15 protein-coding genes are annotated in these 17,229 nt (G+C 71.9%); 9 read left to right on the forward strand and 6 right to left on the reverse strand.

Annotation, left to right across the window (positions count from 1 at the left end):
• Window positions 1-47: 47 nt before the first annotated feature.
• Window positions 48-899 (forward strand): oligosaccharide flippase family protein, encoded by an 852-nt coding sequence (locus D7W79_RS23250; RefSeq protein ID WP_276375400.1) that lies wholly within the window; start codon window positions 48-50, stop codon window positions 897-899.
• A complete protein-coding gene (locus tag D7W79_RS23255) occupies window positions 896-2,074 on the forward strand; it encodes an acyltransferase family protein (RefSeq protein ID WP_120527585.1) in 1,179 nt (392 codons plus the stop codon). Before D7W79_RS23250 ends, D7W79_RS23255 begins: the two co-directional genes overlap by 4 nt.
• Here D7W79_RS23255 and D7W79_RS23260 read toward each other — a convergent pair.
• A complete protein-coding gene (locus tag D7W79_RS23260) occupies window positions 2,017-2,925 on the reverse strand; it encodes a glycosyltransferase family 2 protein (RefSeq protein ID WP_120527586.1) in 909 nt (302 codons plus the stop codon). The genes D7W79_RS23255 and D7W79_RS23260 overlap by 58 nt on opposite strands.
• Window positions 2,926-3,047: 122 nt before the next feature.
• Here D7W79_RS23260 and D7W79_RS23265 point away from each other — a divergent pair, with 122 nt between their 5' ends.
• Genes D7W79_RS23265 through D7W79_RS23290 form a run of 6 tightly spaced genes read left to right on the forward strand, consistent with a single transcriptional unit; the run spans window position 3,048 to window position 8,529 of the window.
• Window positions 3,048-4,199, forward strand: coding sequence for a glycosyltransferase family 4 protein (locus D7W79_RS23265; RefSeq protein WP_338078821.1), 1,152 nt, complete (start codon window positions 3,048-3,050; stop codon window positions 4,197-4,199).
• 6 nt (window positions 4,200-4,205) lie between these two features.
• A complete protein-coding gene (locus tag D7W79_RS23270) occupies window positions 4,206-4,421 on the forward strand; it encodes a glycosyltransferase family protein (RefSeq protein ID WP_208729814.1) in 216 nt (71 codons plus the stop codon).
• The gene (locus D7W79_RS23275) at window positions 4,414-4,980 is read left to right on the forward strand and encodes a HEAT repeat domain-containing protein (protein ID WP_244221921.1); all 567 of its coding nucleotides are present in this window, start codon (window positions 4,414-4,416) and stop codon (window positions 4,978-4,980) included. Before D7W79_RS23270 ends, D7W79_RS23275 begins: the two co-directional genes overlap by 8 nt.
• 28 nt (window positions 4,981-5,008) lie before the next feature.
• On the forward strand, window positions 5,009-6,133 hold the full coding sequence (locus tag D7W79_RS23280) for a glycosyltransferase family 4 protein (RefSeq protein ID WP_208729815.1): 1,125 nt from the start codon (window positions 5,009-5,011) through the stop codon (window positions 6,131-6,133).
• A 15-nt stretch (window positions 6,134-6,148) separates the two neighbouring features.
• Window positions 6,149-7,381, forward strand: a complete 1,233-nt coding sequence (locus tag D7W79_RS23285) for a glycosyltransferase family 4 protein (RefSeq protein ID WP_120527589.1) — start codon at window positions 6,149-6,151, stop codon at window positions 7,379-7,381.
• Window positions 7,378-8,529: a glycosyltransferase family 4 protein gene (locus D7W79_RS23290; RefSeq protein ID WP_120527590.1), complete on the forward strand. Its 1,152-nt coding sequence runs from the start codon at window positions 7,378-7,380 to the stop codon at window positions 8,527-8,529. The genes D7W79_RS23285 and D7W79_RS23290 overlap by 4 nt, the downstream gene beginning before the upstream one ends.
• Before the next feature lies 1 nt (window position 8,530).
• Here the strand turns inward: D7W79_RS23290 and D7W79_RS23295 are convergent, their stop codons facing one another.
• Genes D7W79_RS23295 through D7W79_RS23315 form a run of 5 tightly spaced genes read right to left on the reverse strand, consistent with a single transcriptional unit; the run spans window position 8,531 to window position 15,637 of the window.
• Window positions 8,531-9,664 (reverse strand): glycosyltransferase family 4 protein, encoded by a 1,134-nt coding sequence (locus tag D7W79_RS23295; RefSeq protein ID WP_244221922.1) that lies wholly within the window; start codon window positions 9,662-9,664, stop codon window positions 8,531-8,533.
• On the reverse strand, window positions 9,636-11,075 hold the full coding sequence (locus D7W79_RS23300; protein WP_120527591.1) for an O-antigen ligase family protein: 1,440 nt from the start codon (window positions 11,073-11,075) through the stop codon (window positions 9,636-9,638). Before D7W79_RS23300 ends, D7W79_RS23295 begins: the two co-directional genes overlap by 29 nt.
• Window positions 11,072-12,241 carry a glycosyltransferase family 4 protein gene (locus D7W79_RS23305; protein ID WP_120527592.1) on the reverse strand — a complete coding sequence of 390 codons (1,170 nt, stop codon included), beginning with the start codon at window positions 12,239-12,241 and terminating at the stop codon, window positions 11,072-11,074. The genes D7W79_RS23300 and D7W79_RS23305 overlap by 4 nt, the downstream gene beginning before the upstream one ends.
• Window positions 12,207-13,448: a glycosyltransferase gene (locus D7W79_RS23310; RefSeq protein ID WP_120527593.1), complete on the reverse strand. Its 1,242-nt coding sequence runs from the start codon at window positions 13,446-13,448 to the stop codon at window positions 12,207-12,209. Before D7W79_RS23310 ends, D7W79_RS23305 begins: the two co-directional genes overlap by 35 nt.
• Window positions 13,445-15,637 carry a GumC family protein gene (locus tag D7W79_RS23315; protein WP_120527594.1) on the reverse strand — a complete coding sequence of 731 codons (2,193 nt, stop codon included), beginning with the start codon at window positions 15,635-15,637 and terminating at the stop codon, window positions 13,445-13,447. Before D7W79_RS23315 ends, D7W79_RS23310 begins: the two co-directional genes overlap by 4 nt.
• Window positions 15,638-15,858: 221 nt before the next feature.
• On the opposite strand from D7W79_RS23315, the gene D7W79_RS23320 reads away from it, so the two are divergent.
• Entirely contained in the window at window positions 15,859-17,190 is a 1,332-nt protein-coding gene (locus tag D7W79_RS23320) for a bifunctional glycosyltransferase/class I SAM-dependent methyltransferase (protein ID WP_120527597.1), read from the forward strand.
• Window positions 17,191-17,229 lie beyond the last annotated feature (39 nt).

The raw sequence follows: 17,229 nt of genomic DNA on the forward strand, positions 1-17,229 counted from the left end.
CCTGATCGTCGGCAGCGTCAGATGGGTATAAGAGACAGCGGTGGGCCATCGTCCAGCGGCTGCTCGGCTTCGGCATCTGGTACCAGCTCACCGGCATCGTGCCCGCCATCCTCAACGGCTGGGTGCCGCTGGTGGTGGGGCGCATGGAGGGCAAGGACGCGGTGGGCCTGGTGAACTGGGCCTTCGCGCTGGCCTCCGTGCCGCTGGCGATGAGCAGCGTGCTCAACCGCGTGGCCTATCCCGCCTACAGTCGCATGCAGCAGGACGTGGAGGCGCTCGCGGAGTACCTGCGCACGTCCATCCGCCGCATCAGCGCGGTGCTCCTCGTCGTCGTCCCCTTCGGCGTCATCGCGCTGCCGTTCCTCATCCCCGTCCTCTTCGGTGCGCGCTGGACGCCCGCCATCCCACTGGTGCAGTGGTTCATGCTGGAGGGCGCGATGCAGGCGGTGCACGGCCTGCTGAACTCGCAGCAGTACGCCAGCGGCCACGCGCGTGAACGGGTGTACGTGCTCATCGGGTCCAGCTCCCTGCGCTTCGGCCTGGGCGCGCTAGCGGTGATGCACTGGGGCATCGTGGGCATTGGCGTCACCGCCACGGCCATCACGCTCACGGAGCTGTACCTGAGCGCGTGGCTGGTGGCCCGGCGCAGCCCGCATCTGGCCGGCCTGGAGTTCCAGGTGCTGGAGCCCTTCCTCACGGTGGGCGCGCTGCTGGCGCTCGCGGTGGGGCTGTCGCGGCTCGCCACGGGGCAGCACGGGGTGCTGGTGCAGGCGCTGGTGGGGACCGGGGCGTTGGCGGTGCTGGTGCTCGTCCGCGAGCGTTCGCGGCACGGCCTGTCGCTGGTGGGGGAGCTGCGCGCCGTCGTGGCGCACGTGCGCGGACGGCGGACCTCGTCGTGAGCACGCGAGAGGGACGTCCCGCGCTGCCCGCGCTCACCGGGCTGCGCTTCCTCGCGGCGCTGGGCGTGATGGGCTACCACGGCTACTGCGCGCCCTGCACTCCGGCGCTGCCCACGGGACTGGGCCAGCTGGTCGGCGCGGGCTTCTCCACCGTCAGCCTGTTCTTCATCCTGTCCGGCTTCATCCTCGCGTACACGTACCTGGACGAAGGGGGCATGCGGGGCACGCGGACGGAGTTCTTCCGCGCGAGGTTCGCGAGGCTGTATCCGGTGTACCTCGTCTCCCTGCTCGTGGACCTGCCCCTGTTCGTGCGCGCCATCGTCCAGGCGGAGCCCGCCGCGAGCCTGGGCGAGGTGCTGCGCATCAGCGGCGCGACGCTCACGCTCACGCAGGGGTGGCTGACGCTGCACCGGCCCACGTGGAACATCGTCGCGTGGACGCTGTCGGTGGAGGCGTTCTTCTACCTGCTCTTCCCGTTCGTGGGCCCGTGGCTGGCGCGACAGCGCTCCCGGTGGCTCTGCGTCATCGCCCTGGGTGCATGGGCCCTGGGCACCACGCCCATGCTCGCCACGGAGGCCGCTGCCCGGATGCCGGACGGAACGCTGGCAGCCATGCTCCGGGCCTGGGGGCTGATTTCCACGGAGGCCATTCCGCTCGCGCGACTGCCGGAGTTCCTCATCGGCCTGTGCGTGGGTCTGGTGTTCTGCCGGTACGAACATCCGGCGGTGCACGCGTGGGCGCGGACCGGGGGCTTCGTGCTCGTGGCGGGCGCGCTGGCGGTGGGCTTGATGGTGCTGCCGGGGCCGCCGTCACCGCTGGTGCAGGCCGCCGTGCTGGTGCCGCTGTTCACCGCGAGCATCCTCCTGCTCGCGGGCGGACTTGTCGGCCGGGGCCTGGGGTTGGGGACGCGCGGACTGGTGCTGCTGGGCGGTGCCAGCTACGCGCTCTACATGACCCACGGCTCGCTGCTGAACTACGCGCTGGCGGTGAACACGCGCACGTTCACGCTGCCCCACAACGTGCTCACGCTCCTCATGGTCCCCGTGACCGTGGGCGTGTCCGTGCTGCTCTTCCGGTGGGTCGAGGAGCCCATGCGCCACCGGCTCCGGAGCCCCGCTCAGCGGCGCGACCGCAGCGACGCCGCGAGCACCCAGGGCGGGAACCCCAGCAGGTAGCGCCACCGGGGCAGCACGCGGTGGAAGCGCAGGCCGCGCGCGTAGAGGGCCAGGGCCTGACGGCGATGGCCGTGCTCCAGCAGCCAGTGCGTCACGTGGCGCAGCCCGAAGAGCAGCATGGCCAGGCGTTCGCGACGGCGCGCGGCGCCTCCCGGGTAGTGCCCGCGACGCTCCTGCTCCAGCAGGAACAGCGTGCCTTCGTAGCCCCGGTCCAGGTCGCGCGAGGACGACGTCGCGTGCTGGCGATAGCCCAGCGTGACCGGGGACTCCACGTAGGCGAAGCCCGGCTCGACGCCCAGCCGGTACAGCAGGTCGTAGTCCTCGGCGCTGATGCGCCGGTCGCTGAACCCACCCACGCGGCGCAGGGCCTCCGTGCGCACGGCCACCGCGCACGCCGTGCGGATGAAGGTCGCATCCGCGCTGGCCAGGTAGTCGTCGAAGCGCCGCGCGGTGACGGGCCCGTCTTCCAGGACGGACAGCTCCCGGGCGTCCTGGAAGGCCTGGGCCCGCCCCATCACCAGCGTGAGCGGGCCCCGGGACTGGAGGACCTGCTGGAACGTCTCCAGCGTCCACGGCGGCCACAAGTCATCGCTGTCCAGGAAGGCCACGTAGTCTCCCCGGGCCTCGCGGATGCCCAGGTTGCGGGCCACGCCCTGGCCCGCGTTTTCCTGGCGGAACACGCGCACCCGCGTCCCGTACCGCGCGAGCAGCCCGCCGGTGCCATCCGTGGAGCCGTCGTCCACGACGATGACCTCGAAGTCCGTCAGCGTCTGGGCGAAGACGGACGCCAGCGTCTCCTCCAGGAGCGCGGCGCGGTTGAAGGTCGGGATGACGACGGAGAAGAAGGGCATGCCGTGAGGGAGCAGGAGGGCCGGAGGATACTCCGGGCACCGGACGGCGACATGGCTTCCCGCCCGAGGCGCGAAGCGGTTAAGAGTCGCGCTGCCCCCGCTGTCCCTGGATGAAGCCCCGCGTGTCTGCTCCCCTGCCCTCCTGGCATCTGCTGTCGGGCGAATACCCGCCCATGACCGGCGGCGTCGCGGACCACTCGCGGCTGCTCGCGGATGCACTGGCGGGCGCGGGAGAGCAGGTCCACGTCTGGGCGCCGGGGCCCCGGGGCGTCGTGAAGGAAGGCGGCGTGACGGTCCACCGCGCGCCCGGGCGGTTCGCGCCGGGGGACCTGCGCACGCTGTCACGCGAACTGGATGCCTGTCCGGGACCGCGTCGGCTGCTGCTCCAGTACGTGCCCCACGCGCTGGGACTGAAGGCGATGAACGTCCCCTTCTGCGCGTGGTTCGCGGCGCGCCGTCAGGATGAGCGCCTGGTGTTCCTGCACGAAGCCGTCTACCCGTGGATCCGCCACGCGCCCCTGCGCCATCAGGTGCTGGCGGTCACGACCCGGCTCATGCTGGGGCTGGTGGCGGAGGCCGCGGACCGCGTCTTCGTCTCCATCCCCGCCTGGACGGCTCATCTGTCCGCCCGGGTGAGGCAGCGCACGGAATGGCGTCCCGTGCCCAGCAACCTGCCCGTGGAGCTGTCGCCGGCGGCTCGCGCCCGCGCTCGCGCCTCGCTGCCGGAAGGTCCCGTGGTGGGTCACTTCGGGACCTATGGACAGGCCATCGCGGCTCCCCTGGAGTCGGTGCTCGTCCCGGTGTTGGAGGCGGATGCCCGCAGGCAGGGTCTGCTGCTCGGAAGGGGCAGTGATGGATTCCGGGACCGGCTGTGCGCCAGGCACCCGTCCCTCGCGAACCGGCTGCATGCCCGTGATGCGCTGGCCCCGGGCGAAGCCGCGGCCTTCCTGCGGGCCAGTGACGTCCTGATACAGCCGTATCCGGATGGCATCAGTACCCGGAGGGGCAGTGCGATGGCCGGGCTGGCACTGGGCGTCCCCATGGTCACGAACACGGGGCACCTCACGGAACCCCTGTGGCGCGACGCGCTTCCGGTGGCGCTGGTGGAGGGCGTCTCGCCACCGGCCCTGGCCGAAGCCACCGAGGACCTGCTCGCCCGGGACGACGCCCGCCGCGCGCTGGGAGCCCACGCCGCGCGCCTCTACCGCGAGCGCTTCTCCCTGGAGCGCACGGTGGAGGCCCTGCTGGGGCGAAGGACGGAAGACACGCCATGAGCGCCCATGCCGTTCCACCGCGACTGGCGCGAACCGCGGCCCGTGGCGCTCGCGGACGATGCGTCACCCGAAGCGCTGCTGGCGCTCGCAGAGCATCTGTTGGAGCACGGCGAGGAACGCCGGGCCCTGGGTGAGCGCGCGGACCGCGTGTACCGTGAGCACTTCACGCTGGAGCACACGGTGACGCACCTGCCACGGCGGATGGAGCCCCCTCATGAGTGACACACGGCCGACGCCAGAAGAGCGCGACGTCGCGCTGAAGGACATCCTGGGCGACGATCCCATCGCGATGGTCAAGGCGTCGAAGCTGCTGTGTTACGCCAAGGCGGCCACGCCCACGCTGCTCCGCTTCCTCGAAGCGGAGACGCGCGTCGACACGCGGCACGCCATCCTCTACGCGCTGACCTGGCACGGACATCTGGCGCAGTGGGACCTCATGGTCGGCATCCTCAAGGACGTTCAGGAGGCGCCCCTGGTCCGTGGCCAGGCCGCGGAGTACCTAGCGTACAACTTCCTGAACGTGAGGACGGACTCCGCGGAGTTCAAGGTCGCGGTCGATGCCCTGCTCGAAGCGTTGAAGGACCCTTCGCCCGAGGTGCGCTATTGCGCGGTCCACGCCCTGGGCAATACGGGGCATCCGCCTCTGCGGCCGGCACTCCAGGAAATGATCCAGGACCGGACCCCGGTTCCGGGATGGGTGGGCACCGTGAGTTCCCAGGCCTCGGAGTCGATGGAATGGCTTGAGAGCATGCATGAGAGGCGCCTCAAGAATGGATTCTGAGGTGAGCCCCTTGCGGTTGAAGGTCCTGATGGATCCGCGCGAGGAGGGCTGGCCCAGCATGGACCTGGTGGGCGAAGCACTCGTGGAGGGGCTGGCGGCGTTTCCCACCGAGGTCGCCGTCACCCGCGTGCGGCCGTCGATTCCCCACGCCGTGCGTGCCCTGCCCCGCGTGGGCAACCGCAAGGCCGCCTTCAACGCGGACCGGCTGCTCACCCGCTTCGGACTCTACCCCGCGCGACTGCTGCGGGAACGCGTGTGGCACGACGCGTTCCACGTCGTGGACCACACCTACGCGCAGCTCGTCCACGCGCTGCCTGCGGAGCGCACCGGCGTCTTCTGCCATGACCTGGATGCCTTCCGCTCCGTCCTGGAGCCGCACCGCGAACCGCGTCCCAGGTGGTTCCGCCTGATGGCACGCGCCACGCTCAAGGGACTGGAGCGCGCGGCCCTCGTCTTCCACAGCACGCAGCAGGTGCGCGACGAACTGCTCGCGCACTGCGTGGTGCCTCCCGAGCGATTGGTGTGGGCGCCCTACGGGGTGTCGCCGGAGTACCGGCTCGAAGCCGTTCCCGGAGACGCCAGCGATACGGTGCTCGCACCGCTGAGGGGCCGGCCGTACCTGCTGCACGTGGGCAGCGCCATCCGCCGCAAGCGCCTGGACGTGCTCTTCGACGTCTTCGCTGCGCTGCGAGCCCGGCATCCGGACCTCATGCTGGTGCAGCAGGGAGGCGAACTGGACGCGGCCCAACAGGCACAGGTTGCGCGGCTCGGCTTGAAGGACGCGCTGCTGCAACCGCCCCGGCAGGAGCGGGCCACGCTCGCGGGCCTGTACCGGCGCGCTTGTGCGGTGCTGGTGCCCAGTGAGGCGGAAGGCTTCGGCCTGCCCGTCATCGAAGCGCTGGCGTGTGGCGTTCCCGTGGTGGCCAGCGACCTTCCGGTGCTGCGCGAAGTGGGCGCGGACGCCTGCACGTACTGCCCGGTGGGGGACGTGGCCGCGTGGGCGGAAGCCGTGGATGCGCTGCTCACCGGCCGCGTGCCCGTGCCATCACCGGAGACGCGGCGTGCTCGGGCCGCGCGCTTCACCTGGAGCGCCCACGCGCGCACGGTGCTGGACGCGTACCTGCATCGTCTTGACCGCCCCGGGCGGGTCTGATTCGGTCGCTCCCGCGTGCGCATCCTGTTCCTCAACCCCGTAGGAATCCTGGGCGGTGCCGAGCGCGCACTCGTGGATCTGCTCGCGTGCCTGCGCACGCTGGAGCCTGGCCTGTCGCTGCACCTCATCGCGGGCACGGACGGGCCACTCGTGGAGACGGCACGGGGCCTCGGCGTGGAGGCCCGCGTGCTCGCCCTGCCGGATCGCCTCTCCGCGCTCGGAGACAGCGGACTGCGGGAACAGGGCCGGGCCGGGCTCTGGCGCTTCACGCGCGAGCTGGCACCCACGCCCCTGCTGCTGGCCCGCTACGGCCTCGACTTGCGACGTGCGGTGCGCGACGCGGCGCCGGACCTGCTGCACTCCAATGGCATCAAGACCCACCTGCTGAGCGCGGCCACCACCGGGCTGCCGGTTCCGCGCGTGTGGCATGTGCACGACTTCCTCGGCGAACGTCCGCTCGTGCGTCGCGCGCTCTCCGGCCTGCATCCGCTGGCCTCGGCAGCCATCGCGAACTCGCAGGCGGTGGGTGACGACGCGCGCACGGTGCTCGGCAATGTGCCCGTGCACGTCGTGCCCAATGGCGTGGACGTGGAGCGGTTCTCTCCGGCCCCAGGTGACGGCGCGCGACTGGATGCACTGGCCGGGTTGCCTCCCGCGCCTCCGGGCACGCTGCGCGTGGGGCTCGTGGCCACATATGCGCGCTGGAAGGGACACGACGTCTTCCTGGAGGCCGCGGCCCTGCTGATGCGTCAGGCGCCTTCGTTGCCCGTGCGCGTCTACCTCGTGGGCGCGCCGCTCTACCGCACGGCCGGCTCGCAGTTCACCGACGCGGAGCTGCGCGAACAGGTGGAGCGCCATGGCCTCACGGGCCGCGTGGGCTTCGTGCCCTTCCAGCCCGAACCCGCCCGCGTCTACCGGGCCCTGGACGTCTTCGTGCACGCGAGCACCCGCCGCGAGCCCTTCGGCCTCACCATCGCGGAGGCACTCGCCTGCGGCAGGGCGGCTGTCATCTCGAAGGCCAGTGGGGCTGCCGAAGCGCTGCGGGACGGCGAGGACGTCCTCGCCATTGAACCCGGCGACGCGACCACGCTCGCGGCGGCCCTGCGCCGGCTCCTGGAGGACGAAGCCTTGCGAGACACCCTGGCCCGCGCGGCTCGCAGCACCGCCGTGCGCCGCTTCTCCCGCGAGCGCTACGCCCGGGACATCCTGGGCGTGTATCGACAGGTGCTGTCGGAGCCGCGCGGATGACACGCCCACGGAAGCTCGTCACCCTCTCGCACTCGTACGTCGTCACGCTCAACCGGCGGCTGGCCAACGAGATGACCCGGGTGGGCGCGGGCCGCTGGGACATCACCGCCGTCGCGCCGCGCGCCTTCCACGGAGACCTGGGGCCGCTGGTGCTCCAGCGCGACCCATCGGAACCCGTGCGCATCGAAACCGTGCGCGCCTTCCTCAGCCGTTCCCTGCACGGCTTCGTGTACGGCCCCGAGCTGCGCGCCCACCTGTCGCGCGGCGTGGACCTGGTGCACTCCTGGGAGGAGCCCTACGTGCTCTCCGGCCTGGAGGTGGCCCTGCTGACGCCGCGCCGGGTGCCGCTCGTGTTCTGCACGGCGCAGAACCTGCCCAAGCGCTACCCACCGCCCTTCGCGCAGGTGGAGCGCTTCGTCGTGCACCGCGCCTCGGGCTGGGTGGCCTGGGGCCAGACGGTGCGGGACACGCTCCAGGCGCGCGGCGGCTATCCGCTGCGGCCCTCGCGCTTCATCCCCATGGGCGTGGACGTGGAGCACTTCCAACCGGACGCGGCGGCGGGCGCGGACTTCCGGCGCGCTCAAGGCTGGACGCAGGAAGGTCCGCCCGTCGTGGGCTTTCTGGGGCGCTTCGTGCCGGAGAAGGGCCTGCGCCTGCTGATGGGCGCGCTGGAGGGCCTGTGCACGCCCTGGCGCGCGCTGTTCGTTGGCGGAGGCCCCCTGGAGGTCGAGCTGCGCGCCTGGGCGGAGCGCCAGGGCGACCGCGTGCGGATCATCACCGGCGTGAAGCACGCGGAGGTGCCGCGCGCGCTCAACGCCATGGACGTGCTCTGCGCGCCCAGCCAGACGACGCCCATGTGGAAGGAGCAGTTCGGCCGGATGCTCGCGGAGGCCTTCGCGTGCGGCGTGCCCGTGTGCGCCAGCGACTCCGGAGAGATTCCGCACACCGTGGGCGACGCCGGCCGAGTCCTTCCGGAGGCGGACGTCCGCGCGTGGACCGCCACGCTCGCGGAGCTGCTGGAGAGTCCCGCCCGGCGCCGGGAGCTGGCCACGCGAGGGCGTGAGCGCGCGACGTCCCGCTTCGCCTGGCCGGTGGTGGCCCGGGAGCACCTCGACTTCTTCGAGGCAGTGCTCCAGGGCCGGGCCTGACTCACGCCTCCAGCCGGGCCACCAACGCTTCCGCCATCGCATCCCACGTCCAGGCGCGAAGCGTGGAGGACAGCGCGGACACCGCAGGCATCCAACTCTCGCCCCGGTGACGCCAGTCCTCCAGTCGTCGCACCAGCGCGTCCACGTCGTCCGGATCCTCCAGCAGCAGGCCCTGGAGCTCGGGCGGATAGCGCTCGGCCACGCCCGCCGTTCGGCTCACCAGCGCGGGAAGTCCCACGCACAGCGCCTCGTGTACGCCCAGCCCGTAGGGCTCATAGCGCGTGGGTGCGACCAGCAGATCCGCGGCGGCCAGCAAGCGCGGCACGTCCGTGCGGAAGCCCAGGAACCGGATGCGCGAGTCCAGGCCGCGCGCTCGCGCCTCGCGCTCCCACGCCTCCCGCTGCGCGCCCGTCCCCACGACACACAGGTCCACGTCCCACGCGGGGCGCGCGCACAGACGGGTCCACGCATCGAAGAGCGTGTCGAAGCCCTTGCGCCGGTCCCCCAGCGCACCGACGAACAGCGCCACGCGACGCTCCTGGGGCCAGCCCAGCGCCTCCCGGGATTCACGGCGGAGCGAGGGGGACGTCGCGGGAAAGCGCGAGGGGTCGCCGCCCAGATAGACGACGTGGACCCGCGAAGGCTCCACGCCCGTCACGGCCAGCAGGTCCCTGCGCGTGCGCTCCGAGTTCGCGACGATGATGCGGGCCCGGCGCAGCGCGCGCCGCTCCCGCGCCAGGAACACGCGGTGGCTCACGAACCCCTTGAGCCTGCGCAGCGTCCCCCCAGAAGGCTGGTGCGGATGCGCGCCGTGCACGTAGTGGACCCAGTTGGCGGCGGGCACCTCGCAGTTGCCGCCGTTGGCCACCACCTGACCGCCTTCGGCCAGCGTGCGCCGGGCATGGTAGCGGCCCACGACGTCCAGCACCGGTTCGCCCAGCAGGTAGGCATTGGCGGGCTTGGGCACGCGGACGAAGCGCACGTTCGGGTAGCGCAGCAGCGAGTCCTCCACCCGGTGCGCCACCAGCAGCACGGGGCCGCCCCGGCGCGCGAGCCAGTCCGCCAGCGCGAGGTTCGCGCGGTCCATGCCTCCGGTGGAGGCGAAGTCACCGGCGATGAGTGTGTACGGTCGCATTCCGGTACGCGCTGAAGAACGCCCCATTGAGCAGCCAGAACTCCATGCCCATCTGGCTCATGAAGAACGGGTAGCTGAAGGTGAGCGCCACGGCGCCCAGGTCATAGGCGAACAGCAGGCTGCCCCACAGCCAGAAATCACCCCGGGCGTCGTCGCGGCGGATGGCCACCCGGAAGCTCCACAGCATCGTCAGCAGCAGGGCCAGCGGGTAGAGGACGATGGCCAGCACCCCGCCGTCGTAGACCCACGCCGTCCATTGGATCTCCGCCCAGAGCGGAGGCTGGTTCCGGTCGCTGTTGTCTCCGAAATAGGCGTTGGCCATGCCGTAGCGGCCCAGCCCCGCGCCCAGCGGATATTCCGGCAGGCGTTCCCCGAAGGTGTCGTCCAGGAAGTGACCGCGGTTGCCCTGATACACCTGGCCTGGATCCGACGCGGTGAGCGTGCTCCAGCGCGCCAGCACCGCGTCGCCGCCGACCGCGACGGCCCACCCGAAGGCGCCCACCGCGAGCCCACCCACCACCGTGGTCAGCACCACCAGCCGCATCAGCCGTCCGCCCAGCATCAGCACCAGGGCCATGGCCACCATGCACACGAGCAGCGTCACCGCCGCCGCACGCACCTGACACAGGTACAGGCTCACCATCCCCACGCCGATGCCCGCCAGGCCCAGCACCGTCTTCCACCGCCCCCGGGGGCCCAGGAACAGCGCCCCTCCGAGCAGGACCGAATAGAAGGCACCGGTCGCGGCGCCGCCCGGCAAGTCCGTCAGGCCCATGGGCCGGAAGACGCGTGCGCCGCTGGCCGTCTCGAACTGGAGGCTGCGGATATAGGCGTCCCCCTGGCCCTCGATGACGGTGGACAGTGCGGGCTGGAAGCGGCCCGGGAAGTACACCTGGAGGACGCCCAGCGTCGCGCTCACCATGTTGAACAGGAAGAGCATCAGGACGATGCGCTGGAACATCTTCTCGTCGATGCGCAGCCGGCTGGCCCAGAACAGCGGCGCGAACACGGAGGCCTGGATGCCCAGCTGGACCACCGCCGCCACCGCGCTGGTCGTGCCGGGCTGGAAGAAGTTGAGCGCCGTCACGCCCAGGAAGGCCAGCAGGAAGGGCATCGCCGGGTGCGGGAAGCGGCGCCCCTTCGCCAGCACCAGCAGCGCGAGGCTGGTGCCAAACGCCAGGATGCGGAACAGCACCCGGACCGGAGACAAGGCCTCCAACAGCAGCGCGAGCTGGCAGCCGAACAACAGCGCGATGAAGGCCACCACCACGCGCCCCGAGCCGAGGAACGCCGTGGGAGCGGGAGCAGCCCCCGCCGGAGCAGGCACGGCGGACACTGGAGCGCGCCGCAGGTAGCGCTGATGCAGCACGCCCGGCCCGCGGAGCTGGGGACGAGGACTGGCGCCCTTCATGCTGCGGGCTCCCGCGCCATGGAGCGCACCGAGTCCTCCAGCGCGTCCAGGAACACGGTCGGCGCGCTCAGCGCCTTCGCGCGAGCAGGTCCACCGCCGCCCAGCTTCCGCCGCGCGGATTCATCTTCGATGAGCTCACGCAGCGCCAGGGCCAGCGCCTCCGGCTTCGGCGGCACGAGCACACCGCACGACGCATCGACGATCTCCAGCGGTCCCCCCAGCGCGGTGGTGACCACGGGAAGCCCGGCGTAGAGCGCCTCCACGAACGCCAGCCCGAAAGGCTCCGGCCCGGTGTTGGGCTGACAGTGCACCTCCGCCGCGCGCAGCAGGCGAGGCACATCCGAGCGCTGCCCCAGGAAGCGCACCCGGTCCCCAAGCCCCAGGGCCTGTGCCTGGGCCTTCAAGCCCTCTTCGTAGGAGACCTCCTCCGGACGCTGCGCACCGCCAGCGAACCACGCCTTCCAGCGCGGCACCTGTCGCAGCCGGCCCAGCGCTTCGAGGAGCAGCCGCTGCCCCTTCCACTCCTGCATGCGGCTGGCATGGACGATGACGACGTCCGCCGGATCCGCGCCCAGCTCCCCCCGGAGCGAAGTGCGCTCCGAAGCAGTGAGGCCAGGGCCGCCGTCCTGAACGGGAGGATGGAGCACACGCCAGGGCGTGCGCGGGTACACGCTCCGCAGCGTGCTCGCGGTGTAGCGGCTGTTGCACAGCGCCAGGTCCGGCACGGTGACGCGAGCCCACCGCTCCGCCCAGTGCCCACCCGAGAGCGCGTCGTGCTGGAAGAAGATCAACGGCACGCCGGCCGTGCGCACCACCGGCCCGAAGAGGGCTTGAGGCCACGCCGCGTGACACACCACCGCGTCGAACGCCTCCCGCTGGAGCAGCGCCATCAGCGCGCGACGCGCCTCCCAGACGAGCCAGGGGCGACTCACCTTCGCCGGCCCCAGCAGCGTCAACGGCGCTCCGGCCGCGCGAAGCTCCTCCGCGATGCGTCCCTCGAAGCAGAGCGCGAACGCATGCACCGCGCCGCCCTCCCGGTCCGCTCGCGCGAGCGCCAGCGTGCGAAGCAGCGTCTCCACGCCACCGTACAGATTGCCGCTGGAGACATGCAGCACGCGCATCGGCGGACCTTCAGCGCCCACCCGCGACGTGCCGGACGGAGGCATCGCTCCGCTCCTCCGTCACGGGCCGGCGTCCGAGCGCCTCCGCGTACAACTCCAGGCTGCGCGACGCCATCACGTCATGGGCGAACTCCGCCCGGGCACGCTCCTGCGCCCCGCGCGACAATCGCTCCCGCAGCCCCGGCTCCTCCACCAACCGCCGCGCCGCCGCGGCCAGCGCCCGCGCATCCCCCACCGGCACCGTGAGCCCGGTGCGCTCATGCAGGCTCACCCACGCCACACCGGAGTCCGGCACGGCGGTGTTGAGCACGGGCAGTCCGCTCGCCAGGGCCTCCACCTGTGACAGGCCATACGCCTCGCTGCGCGCATTGCTCGGGAACCACAGCGCCGTCGCGGCCCGGTACGCACCCGCCAGAGCCTCCGGTGGCAGGTACCCCGCCCACGTCACGCGGTCTTCAATCCCCAGCGCCTTCGCCCGCGCGCGGCCCTCCTGCGCCAGCGGCCCCTCGCCCACGATGACCAGCCGCCCCGGCGCGTGCACCAGCGCCTCCAGCGCCGTGAACAAGCCCTTGTAGTAGACGAGCCGCCCCACCATCAGCCACAGCGGCCCGCCCGCCGCCTCCGCCGTCCAGCGCGCCCGAGCCTCGCGCGCCTCCGCGGAAGGATGCAGGTACGCGTCCAGCTCGATGCCCAGCGGCAGCACCCGCACCTTCGACTTGAACGTGGACAGGAGCGACGAGCCGCGCACGTACGCGTCGCTCGTGGCCAGGAGCCGCGCCGCGCGCGAATACAGCATCCACTCGAAAGGACGGAACAACGCCCCCGCGACCTTCTGCCGGATGATGTCGCTCTGGTGCGTCACCACCACCGCGGGCAGGCGCGGGATGGCATCCAGCGCCAGCACCATGCTCGGGTTGGGCACGTGCAGGTGCACCACGTCCACGCCCCGCGCCAGCGCGCGCCGGAGCACGAACGGCAAGGACGGCATCACGTCCATGCGCGCCACGGACGCAAGCCGTCCCAGCCGCACCACGCGCACCGGTCCATCCCACTCCTCACGCGTGGGGCTGCGCCCGTGGAACTCGTGGCTCGTGCCGGTGCCGTCCACCGAGTGGTTCGCGCACAGCACCTCCACCTGCGCGCCCAGCGACGCCTGCGCCCGCGCCAGCGTGCGCACGTGCGCCTCCATTCCGCCGGAGGCCGGAGGGTAGAACTTCCCCAGGTGCAGCACCCGCAGGCCCGCGCCCTTCACGACGGCGCCACCCCGCCCTTGGGCTCGTCCTGCGTCGGGCCGTAGCCCTGGTAGCCCAGGTACGTGTCGCCGTAGCGCGGCTGCCGCAGGTCCACGTCGTTGAGGATGGCGCCGAACATCCGCGCCTGCACGTCCGCCAGCGAGCGCAGCGCGCGCTTCGCGGCGCCCCGGTCCGTCCGGCCCGCCTTGAGCACCATCACCACGCCGTCCGCCTGCGTGGCCAGCACCGCGGCGTCCACGACGGCATTGAGCGGCGGGCTGTCCAGGATGATGCGGTCGAACCTCTCCCCGGCCTGGCGCAGCAGCTCCTTGAAGGCGCGCGTGTGCAGCAGCTCCGCGGGGTTCGGCGGCAGCGGGCCACACGGCAGCACGAAGAGGTTGGGCACCTCCGTGCTCTTCACCGCCTTGTCCAGCGAGCCCTCGCCCACCACCAGCGAGCTGATGCCCAGGTCGTTGGGCACGCCGAACGCGCGGTGCAGCCGAGGCCTGCGCATGTCCGTGTCCAGCAGCAGCACGCGGTTGCCGCTCTGGGCCATGGCCACGCCCAGGTTGATGCACGTGGTGGACTTGCCCTCCTGCGGGCCGCTGGACGTCACCACCAGCGTCTTGCAGGGGTGGTCCGGCGACATGAACAGGAGATTGGTGCGCACCGCGCGGCAGCACTCCGCCACCGCCGAGCGCGGCGCCCGGTGCACGTACAGGTCGCGGTCGCCCGGCGCCTTCGTGGCCTCCATGCGGGGCACCACGCCCAGGAACGCCAGGCCCAGCACGTCCTCCACGTCCGCCTGCGACGTGACGCTGTTCTCCAGCATCTCCAGGAACAGCGCCACGCCCAGGCCCAGCAGCAGCCCCATCACCCAGCCCACCAGCAGGTTGCGCCGCGTGTGCGGCCGCACCGGCACCATCACCGGCTGCGCGGCGTCCAGCACGCGCACGTTGCTCGTGCGCAGCAGGCCCGACAGCTCGATGTCCTTCAGCCGCTTGAGCACCAGCTCGTACAGGCGCTGGTTGTTGTCCGACTCGCGCTGGAGCCGTCCGTACTCGATGGCCTTCTTGTTCACCTGGAAGGCCTCGGCCTTCGTCTCATCCAGGAGCTTGTTGAGGTTGCGCTCCTCGCCCTGCGCCTCCGCCAGCTGCGTCTCCGCGGAGCGCACCACGTTGGTCAGGCTCTTGAGCAGGTCGGCGCGCACGACGTCCAGCTTGCGGTTGCACTCCAGCAGCTTCGGGTGCTCCGGCAGGTAGCGCTCGGTCAATTCCGCGCACGCGGCCTTCTGCTCGCCGTAGCGCGACTTCAGGTCCTGGATGGGCCCGTCCTTCGCGCCGGGCACGGCCTCCGCCCACGTCTCGTCGTTGCCGGCGTCCTTGCGCAGCCGGTGGATGGCGTCCACGCGCGCCTGCTGCGCCGCGATGCGCGTGCGCACCTCGGTGAGCTTCAGGTTGTAGGAGTTGATCCGCTCGCTGACGATGGACAGCCGCGACTCCAGCGACGTGGACAGCATGTCCGCGTCCTTCTTCAGGTCGTAGACGGCCATCTCGCCGGCCTTGGACTGGCGGCCCAGTTCGTCCAGGCGCCCCTCCAGCCACGTGCGCGCCTCCTCCGTGGTGCGCAGCTTGAGCGCCAGGTTCTCCGCCATGTACGCGGCGGCCACCTCGTTGGAGAGCAGCGCCGCGCGCGTGGGGTCCACGTCCTCCACGCCAATGTTCATCACCCGCGAGTCCTTGCCGGGCACCACCTGGATGCGCGAGCGCAAGAGCCCCACCGCGTCCGCGCCCTCCAGCGCCTTCGCGCGCTCCGCCGGGTCCTGGTTCGCGGGCAGGCCCAGGAAGGCCGCGTCCTTCGCCAGCCCCAGCCGGTCCACCACGCGGCTGGCCACCGCGCGCGAGGTGATGATCTCGCTCTGCGTGGCGTAGTACTCCTTGTTGAACCAGTAGTTGCTGCGCTCCTCCCCCATCACCTCCTTCACCTCGCCGTCGAGGATGCGCGGCGCGGTGACGTCGATGATGAGCGAGGTGCTGGCCGCGTAGATGCGCGGCTGCCGGAGCGTCCAGGCCGCCGTGAGCGCCGTGACGGCCAACGCCACCCCGAGCATCACCCACCGCCGGCGCCACACACCCCGCAGCCGGTGCATCACGCTCGCGGACGTCGCGCCGGGAGCCCCACCGGCCGGGTCCAACACCGTTCCTTCCACGTCGCGTCTCTCCGGAAGTGGCTGCCGCGGGCGGTCCGCTAACGGCCCGAAAAGCCTCCGGACCCGACCTGCACCCACATCGCGCTGGGGGAATAACATCCGGAGCGTGCAACGGGCCGGGCGGGTTGTCCATCCGACCGACGCCGCCTGGATGCCCCTCGTCCATCCGATCCGGTCCGCGAACGCGCACCCTGGAAGCGCCTGTGGTAGTGAGCGGCGCCATGGTTCCTGCTCTCTCCGTCGTCCTGCCCTTCACCCCCGCGACCGCTGCCGCCGCCGCCCGGTTCGCCAACGCGCTCTCCGGCCAGGCCCAGGTCGTCCTCGCGGGTGAAGGTCCGGTGGACGTCACGCCCGGTCCCAACGTCCACGTCCTCGCCGCTCAGGGCGGCAAGGGAGCGGCCATCCGCGCCGCGCTGCCCCACGTCACCGGCACGCACACGGTGCTCCAGGACCCGGACGCCGCCTACTCGCCGGACAGCTACGACGCGCTGGTGCAGCCCCTGCGCGACGACACCGCGGACGGCGTCTTCGGCCGGCGCCCCGGCATGTCGCCGGAGATGGTGGCCGAGCGCGCGCTGGGCGGCATCACCCGCTTCGTCACCGACGTGGCCCTGACGGATCCGCTCACCGGCCTGCGCGCCTTCCGCACGGAGGCGCTGCGCTCCATCCAGCTCACCAGCGATGACGACGCGGTGGACGCGGAGCTGGTGGTGAAGCTGGCCGCGCAGCTCTTCCGCCTCACGGAGGTGGCCCTGCCGCCGCTGCAGGCCGTGCCGCGCCGCCCGGCCTCCGCGCACCTGGCCCGCCTGCGCACGCTGGTGCGCTACGCCACCGTGCGCGACGACGCGGACAACCAGCACGAGGGCTACTCCACCCTGGAGCGCATGGACGGCGCCACCCACTACAACCAGTGGCTGGGCCGCCGCTTCCGCGAGCACATGGGCCGCCGCGTGCTGGAGATTGGCGCCGGCATCGGCACCATCACCCGCGAGCTGGAGGGCGGCGCGGAGCACCTGGTCGCGCTGGAGGTGGAGCGCTTCTACGTGGACCGCCTGAAGAACATGTTCCGCGGCAAGCCCCACGTGCGCCCCTACCTGTCCGACGTGGCGCTCGCGGACTGGGAGTCGCTCAAGGCGGAGAACCTGGACACCATCGTGCTGTCCAACGTGCTGGAGCACATCCCGGACGACGCGTCCGCGGTGCGCCGCTTCCGCCAGATTCTGCAGCCGGATGGCCGCGTGCTCATCCTCGTGCCGGCGCTGCCGCAGCTGTTCGGCGCCATCGACGAGGCCGTGGGCCACTACCGCCGCTACACCCCGGAGTCCCTGCGCGCGGTGCTGGAGCAGAACGGCTTCCGCGTGGACACGCTGGAGTGGATGAACCTCGTCGGTCTGCCGGGCTGGTTCGTCAACAGCCGCCTCCTGCGCCGCCGCGCGGTGCCCAAGCTCCAGCTCAAGATCTACGACGCGTTCGCGCCCCTGTTCGCCCAGGCCGAGCGCCAGGTGAAGCTGCCCGTGGGCATGAGCCTGTTCGCCGTCGGCCGCGCCGTCTGATGCCCGCGTGAGCGCCGCGCCCCACCCCACCCCGCCGCC

Origin of the sequence: Corallococcus exercitus (genome assembly GCF_003611585.1) — a bacterium.
GTDB lineage: Bacteria > Myxococcota > Myxococcia > Myxococcales > Myxococcaceae > Corallococcus > Corallococcus exercitus.